This window comes from Ethanoligenens harbinense YUAN-3 (assembly GCF_000178115.2).
Classification (GTDB): Bacteria; Bacillota; Clostridia; order Oscillospirales; family Ethanoligenentaceae; genus Ethanoligenens; species Ethanoligenens harbinense.
On record NC_014828.1, the window covers coordinates 1657581 to 1674572 of the forward strand.

The following is a 16992-nucleotide window of genomic DNA, read 5'->3' on the forward strand; positions in this document are numbered from 1 at the left end:
GTTTTCCCCCTCCGATGTATTACGGAAATAAGCACCCTGCGGCGCGGTTTTCAGGAAACGACAACGGCACCGGTGATACTCCCCACTTTGGTATCGGACGAAACGGTGAGGCCCGAGTGAAACACGGTAGTCTCCGCGCCGCCGGTCACCTGTTTATGCGTGGTGCTCGACTGCACCAGACCGTCCGCAGCCTGCAAATGGATATCCCCCGTACCGGCATAGATGCTCAGATTGCCCGTGCCCGGCTGTGCACCGGTGAACGCACAGGTGACGTTGCCCACATCCGCCTTCAGCAGGCTTTCACCGGAAAACGTGGGATTTTCCGCATCCACATCGCCCACGTCCGCCTGCGCGGTCACCACCCCATGCGGCGCGTTCAGGCGGATGTCGCCCACCTTTGTGTATAGGACGAACGAATCCATGCTTTGCGGCACGGTGATGTCGAGATCCGCCGAATAATCCGTATCCGGGCGGTTTTGCTTAATCCACTGCCACATATCCGTACGGGTCTTGCTGCTGCGCACGGCCACACGGAGAATTTTGCCGTCCTGTGTGAGCGCGACCTCCGTCAGGCCGAGCAGTTCCTCCGCGCCGGACGCCGTCTTGCCGTGGTTGGCCTTGACGGACGCCTGCACGGACACATCCTGCCCATCTCCATACGACACCGTCACGTCGCCGACGGAAATGTCCGTATTCAGCGAGACCGCGCCGGACGGTATCGCTTCCTGTGCCGTGCAGGTTTTAGTACGCGCGTTCTGCGGACTCAACGTATCGTCGTGAAACATACAGCCGGTGAACAGGAACAGGCAGGCGGCGGCAGCCGCGGCACAGCGAATCGTTTTCACAATCGGTCACTCCCATGCGGTCGGTAGATAGTCAGCCGTTCAGGTCATGCGGCCCTAGCGCCTCCGCGGCCTGGCGGGCTTCTTCGGTTTCTCCTCCACGCCGGTGCCCTCGCCGCGCAGTTCCTTGATCTTATCGCGGAGAAACGCGGCCTGCTCGAACTCCAACATGCGGGCGGCCTCTTTCATTTCAACGCTCAGCTTGCGGATGATTTTGTCCCGCTCGGGTTTAGGCAGCTTCTTAAAGGATTTGCGGTCCTGCGTGTCGTCCTTGGACGAAATCTCAATGATGTCGCGCACGTCTTTGACGATGGTCTTGGGCGTGATGCCGTGCGCTTCGTTATACTGCGTCTGAATGGCGCGGCGGCGCTCGGTCTCGCTGATGGCGCGCTCCATGGAGGGCGTGACGGTGTCGGCATACAGGATGACCAAACCGTTCGCGTTGCGCGCCGCCCGCCCGATGGTCTGCACCAGAGAGGTCTCGCTGCGCAGGAAGCCTTCCTTGTCGGCGTCGAGGATGGCCACCAGCGACACTTCCGGGATATCCAGCCCCTCGCGCAGCAGGTTAATACCCACCAGCACGTCGAACCCGCCCAGCCGCAGGTCACGGATGATCTGCATCCGCTCGATAGCCTCGATGTCGTGGTGCATGTACCGCACCTTCACGCCCATACCGTCGAAATAGCGTGTGAGGTCCTCGGCCATCTTCTTGGTCAGGGTGGTCACCAGTACGCGCTCATGCCGCTCCACCCGCAGGTTGATCTCGGAAAGCAGGTCGTCGATCTGCCCGTCGGTGGGGCGCACCTGCACCTCGGGATCGACCAGCCCGGTGGGGCGGATGACCTGCTCGACGATCTGTGCGCTTTCCTCTCGCTCAAAATCGCCCGGCGTGGCACTGACAAACACCGCCTGGTTGACATGCCTTAAGAACTCCTCAAAATTGAGCGGGCGGTTATCCAGCGCAGAGGGCAAACGGAAACCGTAGTCCACCAGCGTCTGCTTGCGGGCGCGGTCGCCGGCCGACATGCCGCGCACCTGCGGCAGCGTGACATGCGACTCGTCCACAAACAGCAGATAATCGTCGGGAAAATAGTCGAGCAGCGTGAACGGCGTGGCTCCCGGCGGACGGCGCAGCAGCACGCGCGAATAGTTCTCGATGCCGCTGCAGAAGCCGATCTCCCGCAGCATCTCGATGTCGTATTTGGTGCGCTGCTCGATGCGCTGGGCTTCCAGAAGTTTATCGTGCGCGCGGAACCATTTGACACGCTCCACCATTTCCTGCTCAAGATCGTCCAGCGCGGGCAGCATCTTTTCCTCCGGCACGATGTAGTGCGAAGCCGGATAAATGGCGACATGCCCCAGCATGCCTTTGACCTCGCCGGTAACGGTGCTGATCTCGGTGATGCGCTCCACCTCATCGCCGAAAAACTCGATGCGGACGGCGTTCTCACCCGAGTAGGCGGGAAAGACCTCCACCACGTCGCCCCGCACGCGGAACTTATTGCGCACAAAGTTGACGTCATTGCGCTCATACTGGAGGGAAACCAGCTTTTTGAGCACCTCGTCGCGGTCGCGCTGCATGCCCGGGCGCAAAGAGATAACCATGTTGCGGTAGTCGATCGGGTCGCCTAGGTTGTAGATGCAGGACACGGACGCGACGATGACGACATCCCGCCGCTCGGACAGCGCCGACGTGGCGGAGTGGCGGAGCTTGTCGATCTCGTCATTGATGGCGCTGTCCTTTTCGATATAGGTATCGGTCGAGGGCACGTAGGCCTCCGGCTGATAATAGTCGTAATAGCTCACGAAATATTCCACGGCGTTGTCCGGGAAAAACTCCTTGAACTCACTGCAGAGCTGGGCGGCCAGCGTCTTGTTATGGGCCAGCACCAGCGTGGGGCGGTTCACTTTGGCAATGATGTTCGCCATCGTGAACGTCTTACCCGAACCGGTGACGCCGAGCAGCGTCTGCGCGCGGTCGCCGCGCAGCACGCCGTCGGCCAACTGCTTGATGGCCGCGGGCTGGTCGCCCGTCGGCTGATAAGGGGAAACAAGATGAAAGGTATCCATGGAAAAGCCCTCCGGGCACGGAAACACGTGCGGGAACCGCGGCGCGCGTCATCGCGCGGCAACGGCCGCATCAAGTGGGACGAAACATCCCTACTGAAACAGTATACCACAAAAAGCAGGCGAAAACGCGGGCATTCCGCAGGAAAAGGACACACCGCTTACAGAACCATTGATGGAGTCCGGATACGCGTCCGGGCGGAAAACCCGTCTTGCCCAGTGCAAACTCCATCCGGTCTGATCTCTCAGAAAACCGCAAATCCGTCGCGCACGGCGAACAGATGCCCGGTGGTGGGGGTGGCCGCGAGGGAAACCCAGTCCTTCCCCGCAATGATGAGGTGGTCGAGCAGGCGGATATCCACCGTGCGCAGAGCGTCCGCCACCTGCGCGGTAACGTGCACGTCTTCCTCAGAGGGGATGGCTAACCCCCCCGGATGGTTGTGCGCGAGGATGACGTCGGTGGCGGCGTAGCGCACCACGATCTCCACGATGCGCCGCACACTGACCGACGCGGCGTTTACGCTGCCCTCGAACACCTGCCCGCAGAAGAGCACCTTGCCCTTGCCGTCGATGCACATGAGCGCGACGATCTCGGCCGTGCGCCCCATGAAAAACGGTAAGAGGTATTTTGCAGCATCTTCGGAATCCCGGACGATGCGCCCCGCGTCGCTGAGATCCATCAGGTAGCGGCGGCAGACCTCGGGAAACAGCTTGAGGAGAATGGCGGTGTTCTGCCCGATGCCCGGTACCTTTTGCAACTCCTCGAGCGGGGCGTCGAACACGCTGGAGAGGGAACCGCCGAACGCATCGAGCAGGCGATGGGAAAGCTCGTTGGTATCCCGCCGAGGCAGCGAGTAAAACAGGATCATTTCCAGAATGACATGCGGCTCAAAATGGTCCAGCCCTTCCGCGGCAAAGCGGGCTTTCAGCCGCTCGCGGTGCCCTTCGTGCGCGTTTCCCTCTTTCTGCTTCACGGTGTCGTCCCCTTACGGCCATCCGGCCTGCGTATGTTTATATCATACCAAAAAAGAGCATGTTTGAAAAGTACCGCACGCGGGCGGGATGTGGTATACTGTAGATATCCGTATCACAGGCGGTCTTTACCGCCAAATCAACCGAAACGGGGATTTTTGAAGTGAAAGCATTCACCGTCGGGCCAAACGACGCCGGGCTGCGGGTGGACAAGTTCGTCGCTAAAGTCGCGCCACGCCTGCCGCAGGCCCTGCTTTACAAATATATCCGGCTCAAGCGCATCAAAGTGGGCGGCGGACGCGCCGCGATCTCCCAGCGCCTCGCCGTGGGCGACCGTGTGGAGCTGTATCTCAACGATGAGTTTTTCGAGGAAAAAGCGGCCACGTTTTTCGATGCGCCCACCGAAGTGGATATTTTATATGAGGACGAAAACATTCTGATAGCCGACAAAAAACCGGGACTGGTCGTGCATGAGGATGAATCCGGTTCGGCGGACACGCTCATCGGCCGCATCCAGCACCTGCTGTACGACCGCGGCGAATACGACCCGGAGCGGGAAAACGCGTTTGCCCCCGCGCTCTGCAACCGTATTGACCGCAACACCGGCGGCATCGTGCTGGCGGCCAAAAATGCGCCCGCTCTGCGCGTGCTCAACGAAAAAATCAAGGCGCGCGAGCTCCGCAAGCAATACCTCTGTGTGGTACACGGGCGCATGGAGCGCAGAAACGACACGATCACGACCTGGCAGGTAAAGGACGAGACGGAAAAGAAAGTGCGTGTCTATGACCGGCCCGTGCCGGGCGGCCTGACGGCTGTGACCCGCTACCGCGTGCTGGACGAGCAGGACACGCTCTCCCTTCTGGAAGTGGATCTCGTAACCGGACGCACCCACCAGATTCGCGCGACGTTCGCGCATATCGGCCACCCGCTGCTGGGCGACGGCAAATATGGCGACAACGCGCGTAACCGCCCTTACGGCGTGCGGTATCAGGCGCTGTACGCCTACCGCGTCACGTTTGCTTTTGCCGCGGATGCCGGCCCGCTGGACTATCTGAAAGGCAGGACCGTCGAGACCGGGGATATCTGGTTTGCGCAGCGCACCCGTGGGGCGCAGCCCTCCTTCCGTCTCTGGATGGACGCGCTGAAGCCCGGCCGCGCCAAGCTCTGAAACCAGCACGAAGCATACCTCAGTCGCGCCCGTTTCCACCCTCTTGAGCCATTGGTTTGGGCTGCAGATTTTTGCGCAGAAACGGCACCTTGCGCAGCAGCCGCAGCAGGCGCCCGCCCATCGGCAGCTTGGCGATGTCCTCGGCGGAGACGCCCCCGATCTTGATCATGACGGAAAAATAGATGAAAATGCCCGCCGCCACCGTGATGAGCAAAGATACGTCGCTGGCGGCGATGTTCATTTCGCCCGCACGGCGCGGGGCAAACGGCGTGTAAAGCGCATGGTAGATGAGCCAGCACGCGCCCCCCATGACCGCCGCGCCGAACACGGGCGCGCGCAGGCTGCGCAGCCCGCAGGAACCCACGCCCAGACGCTTGCGCGCCACGCGGTCGTTGAGCACGATGGTGACCAGCCAGCCCACGGCGTTGCCAATAATCGCGCCCTTTACATTCACCGAATGGATGGGAACAAGCAGAAGATTGCACAGGATTTTGGGCCCCATGCCGATGATGGTGTTGACCGGGCCGGCGAGCGGCGCCCCACCTGCGATCAGCAAGCCGCCCTGTACCGCCGCGATAACCGAAAGCACCGCTGTCCACACGCCGAAAACAAGCAGGTCGGAGCCGTTGTTGCGGTGGAAGAAAATGAGCGTGATGGACGGTTTGGCCAGAAACATCATGCCGGAAATGATGGGAATCATCAACAGATAGACCAGCTTATAACTTTCCGCCAGCCGGTGGCGGAACAGCTTTCGGTTGCCCACGGCCAGCGCCGCAGCCACGGCCGGCACCATCGTAAAGACCAACGGATTGGTGAACCCGATGGCTACTGTGAACAGACGACCATATTGGGTGGTGTAGATGCCGTACAGGCTGCTGGCCAGATCATTGGCCATGCCACCCCACTGCATGCTGCGGATGCAGGTGTAGGTGTCGATCATATTGGCCGCGTTCGCCGCGATTGAACCGATCAGCGCCGGAACGGCATAGCGCAGAATCTCCTGGAAAATCGTGCGGGAGTCCAGCGTGGGTCCGTCATATGTCTGTTCCTGTAATTCCTTGTGGCGCTGTTTTCGCATGACCACTGTAAAGAGATAACCCAGAAAAAGCGCCGAGCCGATCGCCCCCACCACAGTGCCGACGGCCGAACCGGCCGCACCGAAAGAATAGGAGGTATGGAGATCGGCGCCCGCATGCTGCGCAATGCGGTAGAGCAGCCAGACAAACAGCGCGGTGAAAATGGTGTTGAGCACCTGCTCGATGAGCTGCGCGATGGCTGTGGGCACCATGTTTCGCCGTCCCTGGAAATAGCCCCGCAGCGCACAGGAAACACAGGAAAACAGCAGCGTGGGCGCGATGACTTTGAACATCAGCACCGCTTCGGTGGGAAACGCCGCATAGGCCGCCAGCGCGCCGGCGCCAAAATAGGTAAACAGCGTAGCCGCCACGCCCAGCACTCCCAGCATGACGGAAGCGACACGCAAAATGCGCTGGGTGCAGCGGTAGTCGCCCAGAGCCGAGCGCTCGGCCACCATTTTGGAAACGATGCTGGGCAAGCCCACGTTGGTAACGGAATAAATCATCATATACAGGGTCATACCGGCGGCGATGATGCCGTTGCCGTAGTCGTGCATCACGGCGGCCTGCACCGGCAGATAGACCAGCGCCAGCACCTTGATGAGCATGGTGGACACGCTGAGGATTGCAAACCCCTTTGAAGTTGATTGCTGCTTCATATCGTTCCCCGGACGTCTGAAAGGCGCATACGCGGCCTTTTTAACGAAAATTCACAAAATATTCGTTTGCTGCAAAAAGAGTATGTTATAATGAAAACCGTACCTTTATTCGACAGGCGGCCGCAAGACACCGCGCGTCCGACACGCCGCAAAAAAACAAAAAAGGGAGTTTTCCATGCCAACCATACAAACTCTGATCGAAATTTTCCTGCATATCGACAAGCACCTCGGCAACTTCATGCACGCCTACGGCACCGTTGCCTACGTGCTGATGTTCCTTATCATCTTCTGTGAGACCGGGCTGGTGGTTACGCCGTTTCTGCCGGGCGATTCGCTCATCTTCGCGGCCGGCGCGCTGGCCGCCAAATCCATCGTGGCCCCCGCCGCAGTCATCATGTTCTGCGCCGCGGCCATCCTCGGCAATATGTGCAACTACCAGATCGGCCGCGCGCTGGGACATCGCGTGGAAAACGGGCACATCCGCTTTATCAAGAAAGAGTATATTGAGCGAACGCAGGCGTTCTTCCAAAAATACGGCGCCGTCACCATCATCATCACACGTTTCATGCCCATCATACGTACATTCGCCCCGTTCGTGGCGGGTGTGGGCGAGATGCGCTACCGCAAATTCCTGCTCTATAACACCATCGGCGGTATTGTCTGGGCATCGTTCTTCTTCGGCATCGGCTATTTCTTCGGCAACCTGCCGTTCTTCCGCGACCATTTCAGCATGGTCGTCGTCCTCATCGTGGTGGTTTCCCTGCTTCCGGCCGTCATCGGTTTCATCAAGGCCAAATTCGGGAAGGCAAAAAAAGCCGCTTAATCCATCTGCAAGATCACACACTTGAGGTAAAGCGATTCCTCGGCGCCCAAGCCGATGGGATGATCCTTCGCCTGATAGCGGATTTCCAGCACGCGCGCGGTTCTGCCCACATCGGCGGCCGCGCGCTTTATCATGTCCAGGAACAGCGGCGGCGTCATGAAATGCGAGCAGGAACAGGTAACGAGGAAACCGCCCGGGCGCACCAGTTGCATGCCACGCAGGTTGATCTCCTTGTAGCCGCGCGCCGCGCTTTGCAGCGCGGACTTCGATTTGGCAAATGCAGGCGGGTCGAGGATGACCAGATCATACTGCCGCCCTTCCTGCTGGTAGGCTTTGAGCAGGTCGAACACATTGGCTTCAGTGGTCGTGATGTTCGCAAGGCCGTTAAGTGCGGCATTTCGGCGCACCATTTCCAGCGCGGCGGAAGAAATATCCACCGCTTCCACCGTATCCGCACCGTACCGGGCCGCGTGCAGCGCAAACCCGCCGGTATGGCAGAAACAATCCAGCACCGCACCGGATGAGAACGGCGCGAGCGCCGCCCGGTTCTCGCGCTGGTCGAGGAAATAGCCGGTCTTCTGGCCGCCCACCACGTCCACCAGCACGCGCAGGCCGTTCTCTCTGATCTCCACCAGCCCGGGTTCCTCCCCATAGAGTACGCCGGTCTGCTGCGGCAGGCCCTCTTTTTCACGCGTGGGCAGGTCATTGCGCTCATAGATGGTACGCGGATGCAGCAGGTCCGCCAGCACATCCACCACCACATCCTTGAAACGCTCCATGCCCAGCGCCGCGATCTGCACCACAAGCACGTCGCCGAAACGATCGACCGTCAGCCCCGGCAGGCAGTCGGCTTCCCCATAGACCAGACGACAGGCTTCGAAATGCCCGAGCCGCCTGCGCAGATCGATCGCACGTGCAAGGCGGTGCGCAAAAAAAGCGCGGTCAATGGGCTCCGCTTCCCGCGTAAGCAGGCGGACACGAATCTTCGAGCGCATGTTACAGAACCCGCGTCCCAAAAACACGCCTTTTGCCGCAAACACGTCCACCAGCCCGCCGGGCTGCACATCGCCGCGGATACCCGCGATCTCGTTGTCGAACACCCAGAGCCGCCCCTCCTGCACATCACGTTCCTCGCGGGGGCGCAGTGTGACGGCGGGCAGCGCCGCCGCGCCCGCATTCTGCCCGCTCAGCATTTTTCCTCGCAGTACAGGCAGATGTCGTGCCCGTTCTCATCCTTGCAGACACTGCGCGACAGGTATTTTTCGGTGTGGGTGATGCAACGCGGATTGGAACAGACCGCCGCGTGCAGGTGATGTTCCCGCTCGGAATGGATGGTGATATCGTCCTCCAGCATACGCAGCATGAGCGCCATCCGGCCGAACATGCCCAGGCGCGCCTGCGTAAAATAGAGCGCGCGTGGGTCCTCGTCAATGGCAGGATCGATCTCGTCCACACGGGGCAGCGGGTGCAGGATGGCGAGGTCCGCGCGCGCTTTTTGCAATTTTTCGGGCGTAAGGACAAACACGCCGCGCTGCGCTTCATAGGCTTCCGGCGTGGCGAAACGCTCCTGCTGGATGCGCGTCATATACAGCACATCAAGCTCGCCGATGCAGTCATCCAGCGCAGGCACTTCCTCATATGGGCAGCCCGCGTTATCCAGTATCTCCTTGCAGTAATCCGGCACCGAAAGCTCCGGCGTGGAGATCAAGTAAAAGCGATTGCCCTCGAAACGGCTCATGGCCTTGAGCAGCGAATGCACCGTGCGGCCGTATTTCAGATCGCCGCAGACGCCGATGCGCAGCCCGGTGAGCCTGCCTTTGACGGTAGAAAGCGTAACCAGGTCGGTGAGCGTCTGGGTGGGGTGCAAATGCCCGCCGTCCCCGGCGTTGATGACCGGGCAGCGCGCATAGAGCGACGCGGCGCGCGCCGCGCCCTCCTGCGGGTGGCGCACCACGATGATGTCGGCGTAATTGCTGACGATGCGCATGGTATCCATCAGCGTTTCGCCTTTGGAAACCGACGAATTGACCGGATTGTCAAACCCGATGATCTGCCCGCCAAGCCGCAGCATGGCCGCCTGGAACGACATCTGCGTGCGGGTGCTCGGCTCATAGAAGAGCGTGGCCAGCACCTTGCCTTCGCACCGATGCATATAGTCGCGCGGGTTCAGACGGATGTCGTCCGCCAGTTTGATGAGGTTTTTCCAGTCGGTCACGCTGCAATCGTTCAGATCCAGCAAATCTCCGCATGGCATTCCGCAATCATCTTCCTTATCGCAAATTTCCGCATTTGTCCCACTGATCTGACACAAATCTTCTGTTTATTGTATCATACCGCCCGCCAAGGGGCAAGTTGCCGGTTTACCGCCGCTCCGCTAAGATGCCGCGGTAGGCCGCCAGCGCCTCCGCAGCGATGGCCGACGGCGCATACCGCTCCAGTGCGTCCGCTTTCGCGGCCCGCCGGATGCGCCCGCGCAGCTCTTCGTCGTCGATAAGCGATTTGATGGCCGCGTACCATTCTTCCTCCGTTTCAGCCAGCAGGCCGTTTTCACCCGGGCGGATGCACCGACGGAAGGTATCGGTGGGCGAAGCTACGGTGGGCACCCCCACCAGAGCGGCCTCAAAATATTTCAGTTCGCTCTTGGCGTGGCAGAACGGGCTGGACGTATCCAGCGGCGCGATGTTGAGATCACACGCGGCGCAATAAGCGGGCAGCTCCTGCCACGGCATATACGGCGCGCGGGAAACCCGCCCCGGGAAACGCGAGGAAAGGTCTTCGTCCAGATACCCGGCCACGCGGAGCCGAACGGACGGATATTCTTCCAGAATACGCGCAATGGCGGGTTTGGCCTGCGCAAAATCGACGTTGTGCGATTTGCTGCCGCTGAGATAGCAAATGCGGAACACCTGTCCCCGCGCGGTTTCCGGAAGCCCGCGGGCGACATCCATCTGCGTCTCGTTCAGCCCGTTGTGGATGACCCGCGCGGCTTTATACGGCTGCATCCGTTCGGCGATATAGGGCGTGCTGGCCGTGGCAAAATCACACCGCATGAACGCCTCATGGAACTTGGCGAACATATCCGCGTACATGTCTTTTTCAAACCCGTCTTGCACCGCGAGCGCCTTGCAGAACCCGTCGTAATAGTCGGGCAGGAAGATGAGATCGTCGATATCAAACACCGCGGGCACGGCATGCCGCGCGGCGAGGGCAAGCAGGCGGCGGAGCTGCGGCGTATCGAACACCCGCATGCAGACGAGGAGGTCCGCCCGCGCCACCTGCCAGTCGTCCAGATACACGCCGTCTTCCAGCATGGACCAAGATGCGTCCGCCTGCCCGCGCAGCGCTTCGATGAGGTTGAACACGCGGTAACGCACCGTCTGCCCGCCGGACATCTCCACCTCATTGACGATATACAGCACCCGGAGCGTTTCGCCCGTGTCCGCACGCAGCAGACGGGTGCGAAACAGCATGCCGCGCGCGGCATGTGCGGCACGCCGGGCGGCGCGCGCCGTTTTGGCCGAAAACACCGCCCATACGCTTGCGATGCCTTTGGTGCGCAGCAGCTCCGCCGCTGTTTTCAACTTGTGTGCGATGCCCATGCGCGTGCCCCTTCCCTGCCCCGTTCTGCCGTTTATCCGCGCAGGCGGCGGTAAAGCCCACCCGCCCACACGGCGGCGCGTTTGATCTGTTTTTTGAACGGATACTGCCCGCGCAGCAACGCGTCGGCCAGCGGGCGCGGCAGCACGCGGCGCAGTTTCTGCCGCAGTCCATCCAGCTGCGCGCCGTATGCCATCCCCATGGTCTCGGTGCCTTTCGCGGCGGCTTCCACCGCCGCCACGATCAGCGCCCTGTCGTATCCCTGGCCGACATGCGGCGCACCGAACAGACGCTCGTACAATCCGACATAGCCCGCCGCCATCTGCTCCGTCGTGACCGGCCGGAACGCCGCCAGCGCTTCCATCCGTTTCGCATACCCGGCGGCATCGTCACGGATGGCGCGGATGCGGCGCACGATCTCCTCGGTGCCGGCGTCCGGCGGCAGCAGCCAGCCGCAGCCGGTCTTACGGATGCGGCCGCCCACCGCACCGAGATCATACCCCAGCACCGGCACCCCAGCCAGCCAGCATTCGGTGAGCACATAGCTGTAGGTTTCCGGCCAGGTAGGCAGGAAGCATGCCAGCCGGATGCCGTGCCGACGCAGCAGCCCGACGATCTCCGCCCCCTGATACGGGCCGTGCAGATGCAGACTCGAATTGCGCGGACGGAACGTTTTGTCCTCGATGTTGCCGAACACATGCCAGTCGATATCCGCGCCGCCCCGCTCAATCACGTCCGCGATACGCGCGCTGCCCTTGTGCCGGGCAATGTTGCCCACAAACGCTACGGGAAATTTCCCGGAAGCGCCCGCGGAAACGGTCTCTGCCTGTTCCTGCACCGCCATGCCGTGCTCGTGCACTTCGACGGACAGATCCGGAAAAACCTGTCCAAACAGCGCCGCCACCGAATCATCCGGCGCCACCACAGCCTGCGCCTGCGCGAGCGCCTGTCCCATTTTCGCGCGCCACGCGGCGATGTCGATCCCCGCGCAGGCAGGGCAATTCGCGCACTGCGACGCATCCGCCCCGCAATACACGCCGTTTTTCAACAGATTGACCTGCGGGCAGAGCATATAATAGTCATGCGCCGTGAACACGCACGGCACGCCCGCACGACGCGCGACCTCAAATACGGCCGGCGTGAGATGCAGAATATGGTGGACATGCACCAGATCAATCGAAAAGGCCTTGAGAATCTCGCTGAGCACCTGCCGGATCTTGTCTTCATACGAGAGCGAGGTGACAGCCTTGAGCGGGAAGAACAGTTCCTTCCATTCCGTCCCGTTGCTGCCGATGAAGCAGATTCCGTCCTCTTTCTCCGGCCACAGGACAAAGACGTTATACCGCCTGTCCAACGCGCGGCAAAGCTCCAGCACATGCTTCTGCGTGCCGCCCATCTGGGAGTCCCCCTGCCGGTAGGGTACCGGCATATGCAGGATATACAGAATGTTCCGCCGCCCGTTGTCGAACGCGCGAAACACGTCGATATTTTCCCACAGGCGGCGCAGCGGATGAACCCGGCAGAACAGGTCGGTCTGGTGTTTTTCGTGCGGATGGCGTTCGGCCAAAATCTCAAGGTTTTTTTGTACCTGCGCCTGCTTTTGCGCATCGCCGAACGACGCACTGCCTTTATGGTAGACGAACACATCGTCGCAGAGCACATGGTGATAGCCTGCCTTCAGGGCACGGTAGCAGAAATCGTTTTCTTCCCCGTAGCCCTTGCCGAACGCTTCTTCATCAAACAGCCCGACCTGCTTGATGACCGCACGGCGGATATACATACAGAACCCCACTGCCGTCGGAATCTGCGGGTATTCCCGCAGACTCACCCGCTCAATCAGGGCGGCATACCGATCCGCCGCAAAGCCTTCGGGCAGCGCGTTGTCCCGCAGAAACTGCGGCACCGAGCAGATGGTGCCCGCGTTGGTGAAAGGCGTGGCCGTGGCCGTGCGCGGATCACGGCAGGCACAGGCGGTCAGCCTCTCCAGCCAGTGGGGCGTTACTTCGGTGTCGCTGTTCAAGAGCACCACATCGTTCTCGGACGCCTGCATCCCGCGGTTGACGGAATGGACGAACCCGCAGTTGGCCTCATTGCGGAGGACCACCGCGCCGGCGTCGGCCAATGCGCGCAGGAAGGGGGCGATGCGCGCGTCGGTGCTGCAGTCATCCACCAGCACCAGACGGAACGGCTGCTCCCCCGCGTTGCGGCGGATGCTTTCCACACAGGCCCGCAGATACTCGAATGCGTTATAAACGGGAACGATGATATCGACCGTCATGCCGTTATCCAATTGCCGCTCATCTCCGTCTGAATAGCCGTTTCAAAAATTTGAACGGGTTGGCGATTCCTTTGAACTTATTGAAGCGGTCATTCATCATATACGACCACGTCTGCAATTCCGCCAGCCGCTCGTTGGCGTCGCGCCCGTCGTGGGAAACGCGGCGGATGGATTTCTGCAGCTCGATCTGCCGTTGCTCGATCTCATAGAGCATCTGCTGCACCGAGCCTCGGCGGGCGGGACGGCCCACCGACGGCAGACGATCAATTTCGCGCACTTCCTCGCGTTCTCCGGATTCCAGTTCGGCGATATGGAAGGTCAGATCGCGCAAATGCACCGGATTCTGGCAGAAATCCACGATCGGCTTGCTCACCTTGCTCCAGCGGTAATCCTCGGCCACCTGCGCGATATGCTCCTTGCAGCGGGCATAGAACGCTTTGTCGTCCGCCAGCTTGCGGATGGCCTGCGCAATTTCGTCCACAGCCTGGAACCCGACGGTGACGCCCATTTCTTTTTCCCGGATGAGTTCGGCGAAATAGTCTCCCTCCGTGCCGATGATGGGCAGATTGGCCCACAGATAATCCAGGATGCGCGTGCGGAACGAAAAATGTGTCTCCACCGTGTCGAAATGGAAACTCACGCCCGCGTCCGCTTCCAGCAGATAATTCTGCCGGTCGTTATAATCCACCCAGTCGAAATTGAAAAACACATGGCGGTCATAAAGGTCCAGCTCTTTGGCCAGCGCCACCGCATCGTTGAGCATCCGGATCTCGGGAGTGGTGGGATTGGGGCGTTTCACGCCGAGGAAAAACAGCTTGATATCCGACCGCTCTTCCGAAAGGATCTTGACGGCCTTGATGAGCGAAATGGGGTCAAACCAGTTCCAGACGCCGCCGCCCCAGATCAGGATGAAATCTTCCTTGTTGATGCCGGGCCAGACGCCCCGCAGCACATCGCGCGCGTGCACCGGCTCCTCATCCGCAATGCCGAAAGGAACAAGGTTGATCATCTTGCTGAAATTGTTGCTGATGTCATAGGCTTCCGGCGAGATGCGGTTGACCGACGTGAGCATGCCCATCCAGTAATCGCGCTGGACGATATTGGCAGCCACAAAAAAGTCGCCAAGCCGCAGTTGCTTCAACAATGCTTTCAGCGAATAGGCCGCATTGCCTCTGCGGTGTGTCAGGGGCTGATCCTTGAGCGCCTCAATGTTCTCGATGACAAACGGATCATACAGGTCAAAAATCAGGTATTTCTGTTTGGCTATATCCGGAAAACTGCGAGTGTTGTCCAGGATGAAGCCCTGCAGGAGGATGACGTCCGCCTCGACCGCCGCCTGGCAGAGCTTATCCTCCATTTCAAATGTATACTGCACCGTTTTAAACCGGGTATCCTCCAGTCCTTCCATACCGTAGGAGGCAAGGGTCACGTCGCAGGTTTTGCTGATCGCTTTTGCAAATTCAAAATAACGGATCGCAGGGCCCGCCATCTTTTTGCCGGTCTGATCCGCGGTCACCAGAAGCACTTTCCGCTTGAACGGATGGTGGAAAGCCTGGTCGATGCCAAACAGATGGATCAGATCGTATTTCAGCGCATGGTAGGCATAGGCATCCGCACCGACACAGGCAAACGGGTCTGTGAAAAACGCTGCGATCTTGTCGTCGTCCATTTTACGGTTCTGCTGGATATACGCGCGTTTTTCCGTCATGACCCGCAGGTTCCGGACAAACGCGTTCTGTGCCGCCAGATGCGACGCGCCCAAATGGGTGATGTGCGCCTCTTGATGTATGAAATCCCCGCTGGATATCCGCAGGTCATAATCTTCCTCGTTCAGGCCGGATTCCTTGAAGATCAGGGCATTGTTCATCAACAGGGTGGGCCAGAACGCTTTGTTCAGCATCTCGTCGCTGGAGTTTTTATATACGGTATACAGGCTGTTTCGGAAATACAGGTAGCGCATCCGCTCACGCGCGAACGTGGAGCCGGTGCTGTGGTGTTTATGATTGACGCGCGATTTGGCCGACAGCACCACCCGATAGCCCAGGGTATTCATCCGCCAACCCAGATCCGCATCTTCAAAATAGGCAAAGAAATCCTCGTCAAACCCGCCGATTTCCAGAAAAATCTTCCGGTCCACCAGCATGGCGCCGCCGCAGGCAAAAAAGAGGTCTTTGTCCTGCGTGAAAAGCGGCTCCAACTCTTTGATCGGCTCATGGAAATGGTCTTGAAAACCCATCCCGTAAAACGTCAGGCTGCCGCCGGCAAAATCCAGCAGTTCGCCGTTCCAGTTGAGAATGACCGAACCCGCGCAGGTGGCCTGATTGACTTCAATGGAGCGCACCAGTTCGGCCAGCCAGCGTTTGTGCACCTTCATGTCGTTGTTGAGAAACGCCACATATTCGCCGGAAGCGGCGCGCGCGCCGTCGTTGCTTGGCTTGGCAAACCCCTCGTTTTTGGTATTGCGGATCAGCTTGACCCATCTGTATTTTTCCCGCACGAATTCCACGGAACCATCTTTGGAGCCGTTGTCTACCAGGACCACTTCGATCTTATCTTTCGGATAATCCAGCCGCTGGATCGATTTGAAGCATTCATCCAGATGGCGCAGGCCATTGAGGTTCACGATCACAATGGAGACCGACGGTTCAAAAGGCATTACATTCCCACCCATTCTTTGATATTCTTTCTTTTTATATGTCTTTTAGTTAAAACCCGGAATTAAAACCCGGCGAGGTCATTCCTGCTCCAAATGGCAGAAATCGGCATACGCCTCCAAAACAGCGTCGGTGTCATCAAGCATTTTCATATGGCCGTGATCCAGCCAGAGAACCTGTTTGCACAGCCTTTTGATGTCCTGCATGGAGTGCGACACGAACACCACCGTGGCGCCGCCGTGGATCATATCCATCATTTTATGCTGGCTTTTCTGCTGGAACGGCGGGTCGCCCACCGAGAGGATCTCATCCACGATGAGGATCTGCGGTGCCACCAGCGTGGCGATGGCGAAGGCAAGCCTTGCCACCATACCGGAGGAGAAGTTGCGCACCGGCACGTCCATGAATGTGGAAAGTTCCGAAAAATCGACGATCTCCTGGTATTTCTCCTGCAAAAACTGCTTGCTGTAGCCGAGGATGGAGCCGTTGAGGAACACATTCTCCTTGGCGGTGAGCTCCATGTCAAACCCGGCGCCCAACTCGATCATCGGCGCGATGGTGCCGTGCAGCTCCACTTTCCCGGCGGTGGGCTTCATCACGCCCGAAATCACCTTGAGCAGCGTGCTCTTGCCGGCGCCGTTGGTGCCCACCAGACCCAGCACCTCACCCTTTGGCACTTCGAAGGAGATATCCCGCAGCGCCCAAAACTCCTCTTTTTTTGCCAGATCGTGCTTCAGAGAACGAATCAGGAACTCTTTGAGCGTGTTCACCCGGTCTTTGCCGAGATTGAAGCGCATCGACACATTTTCTACTTTAATCAAAAGGAAAACCCCCGTAGCGGACATCCTGAAAACCA

Annotated in this window: 12 protein-coding genes; 2 read left to right on the top strand and 10 right to left on the bottom strand. The window is 59.6% G+C overall.

Features of this window, described 5'->3' with window-relative positions:
• Positions 1 to 50: 50 nt before the first annotated feature.
• The 3 genes from ETHHA_RS07680 to ETHHA_RS07690 form a co-directional block, all read right to left on the bottom strand.
• Positions 51 to 845 (bottom strand): hypothetical protein, encoded by a 795-nt coding sequence (locus tag ETHHA_RS07680; RefSeq protein ID WP_013485415.1) that lies wholly within the window; start codon positions 843 to 845, stop codon positions 51 to 53.
• A 54-nt stretch (positions 846 to 899) separates the two neighbouring features.
• Complete coding sequence (gene uvrB, locus ETHHA_RS07685) at positions 900 to 2912, bottom strand: excinuclease ABC subunit UvrB (RefSeq protein ID WP_013485416.1); 2013 nt, start codon at positions 2910 to 2912, stop codon at positions 900 to 902.
• Positions 2913 to 3154: 242 nt separating this feature from the next.
• Positions 3155 to 3883, bottom strand: coding sequence for a JAB domain-containing protein (locus ETHHA_RS07690; protein WP_013485417.1), 729 nt, complete (start codon positions 3881 to 3883; stop codon positions 3155 to 3157).
• A gap of 161 nt (positions 3884 to 4044) precedes the next feature.
• On the opposite strand from ETHHA_RS07690, the gene ETHHA_RS07695 reads away from it, so the two are divergent.
• A complete protein-coding gene (locus tag ETHHA_RS07695) occupies positions 4045 to 5049 on the top strand; it encodes an RluA family pseudouridine synthase (RefSeq protein ID WP_013485418.1) in 1005 nt (334 codons plus the stop codon).
• Between the two features lie 19 nt (positions 5050 to 5068).
• Here the strand turns inward: ETHHA_RS07695 and ETHHA_RS07700 are convergent, their stop codons facing one another.
• Positions 5069 to 6784: a putative polysaccharide biosynthesis protein gene (locus ETHHA_RS07700; protein WP_013485419.1), complete on the bottom strand. Its 1716-nt coding sequence runs from the start codon at positions 6782 to 6784 to the stop codon at positions 5069 to 5071.
• A gap of 175 nt (positions 6785 to 6959) precedes the next feature.
• On the opposite strand from ETHHA_RS07700, the gene ETHHA_RS07705 reads away from it, so the two are divergent.
• Positions 6960 to 7607, top strand: a complete 648-nt coding sequence (locus tag ETHHA_RS07705) for a VTT domain-containing protein (RefSeq protein ID WP_013485420.1) — start codon at positions 6960 to 6962, stop codon at positions 7605 to 7607.
• Here the strand turns inward: ETHHA_RS07705 and ETHHA_RS07710 are convergent.
• From ETHHA_RS07710 to ETHHA_RS07735, 6 genes are all read right to left on the bottom strand, one after another.
• Positions 7604 to 8800: a class I SAM-dependent rRNA methyltransferase gene (locus ETHHA_RS07710; RefSeq protein WP_013485421.1), complete on the bottom strand. Its 1197-nt coding sequence runs from the start codon at positions 8798 to 8800 to the stop codon at positions 7604 to 7606. The two genes, ETHHA_RS07705 and ETHHA_RS07710, sit on opposite strands and share 4 nt — an antisense overlap.
• On the bottom strand, positions 8794 to 9861 hold the full coding sequence (gene pyrB / locus ETHHA_RS07715; protein WP_013485422.1) for an aspartate carbamoyltransferase: 1068 nt from the start codon (positions 9859 to 9861) through the stop codon (positions 8794 to 8796). The genes ETHHA_RS07710 and pyrB overlap by 7 nt, the downstream gene beginning before the upstream one ends.
• A 106-nt stretch (positions 9862 to 9967) precedes the next feature.
• Positions 9968 to 11206 (bottom strand): glycosyltransferase family 4 protein, encoded by a 1239-nt coding sequence (locus ETHHA_RS07720; RefSeq protein WP_013485423.1) that lies wholly within the window; start codon positions 11204 to 11206, stop codon positions 9968 to 9970.
• Between the two features lie 32 nt (positions 11207 to 11238).
• Entirely contained in the window at positions 11239 to 13494 is a 2256-nt protein-coding gene (locus ETHHA_RS07725) for a glycosyltransferase (protein ID WP_041686771.1), read from the bottom strand.
• Positions 13495 to 13501: 7 nt separating this feature from the next.
• Complete coding sequence (locus ETHHA_RS07730; protein ID WP_013485425.1) at positions 13502 to 16138, bottom strand: glycosyltransferase; 2637 nt, start codon at positions 16136 to 16138, stop codon at positions 13502 to 13504.
• Between the two features lie 78 nt (positions 16139 to 16216).
• Positions 16217 to 16981: an ABC transporter ATP-binding protein gene (locus ETHHA_RS07735; RefSeq protein WP_341349184.1), complete on the bottom strand. Its 765-nt coding sequence runs from the start codon at positions 16979 to 16981 to the stop codon at positions 16217 to 16219.
• Positions 16982 to 16992 lie beyond the last annotated feature (11 nt).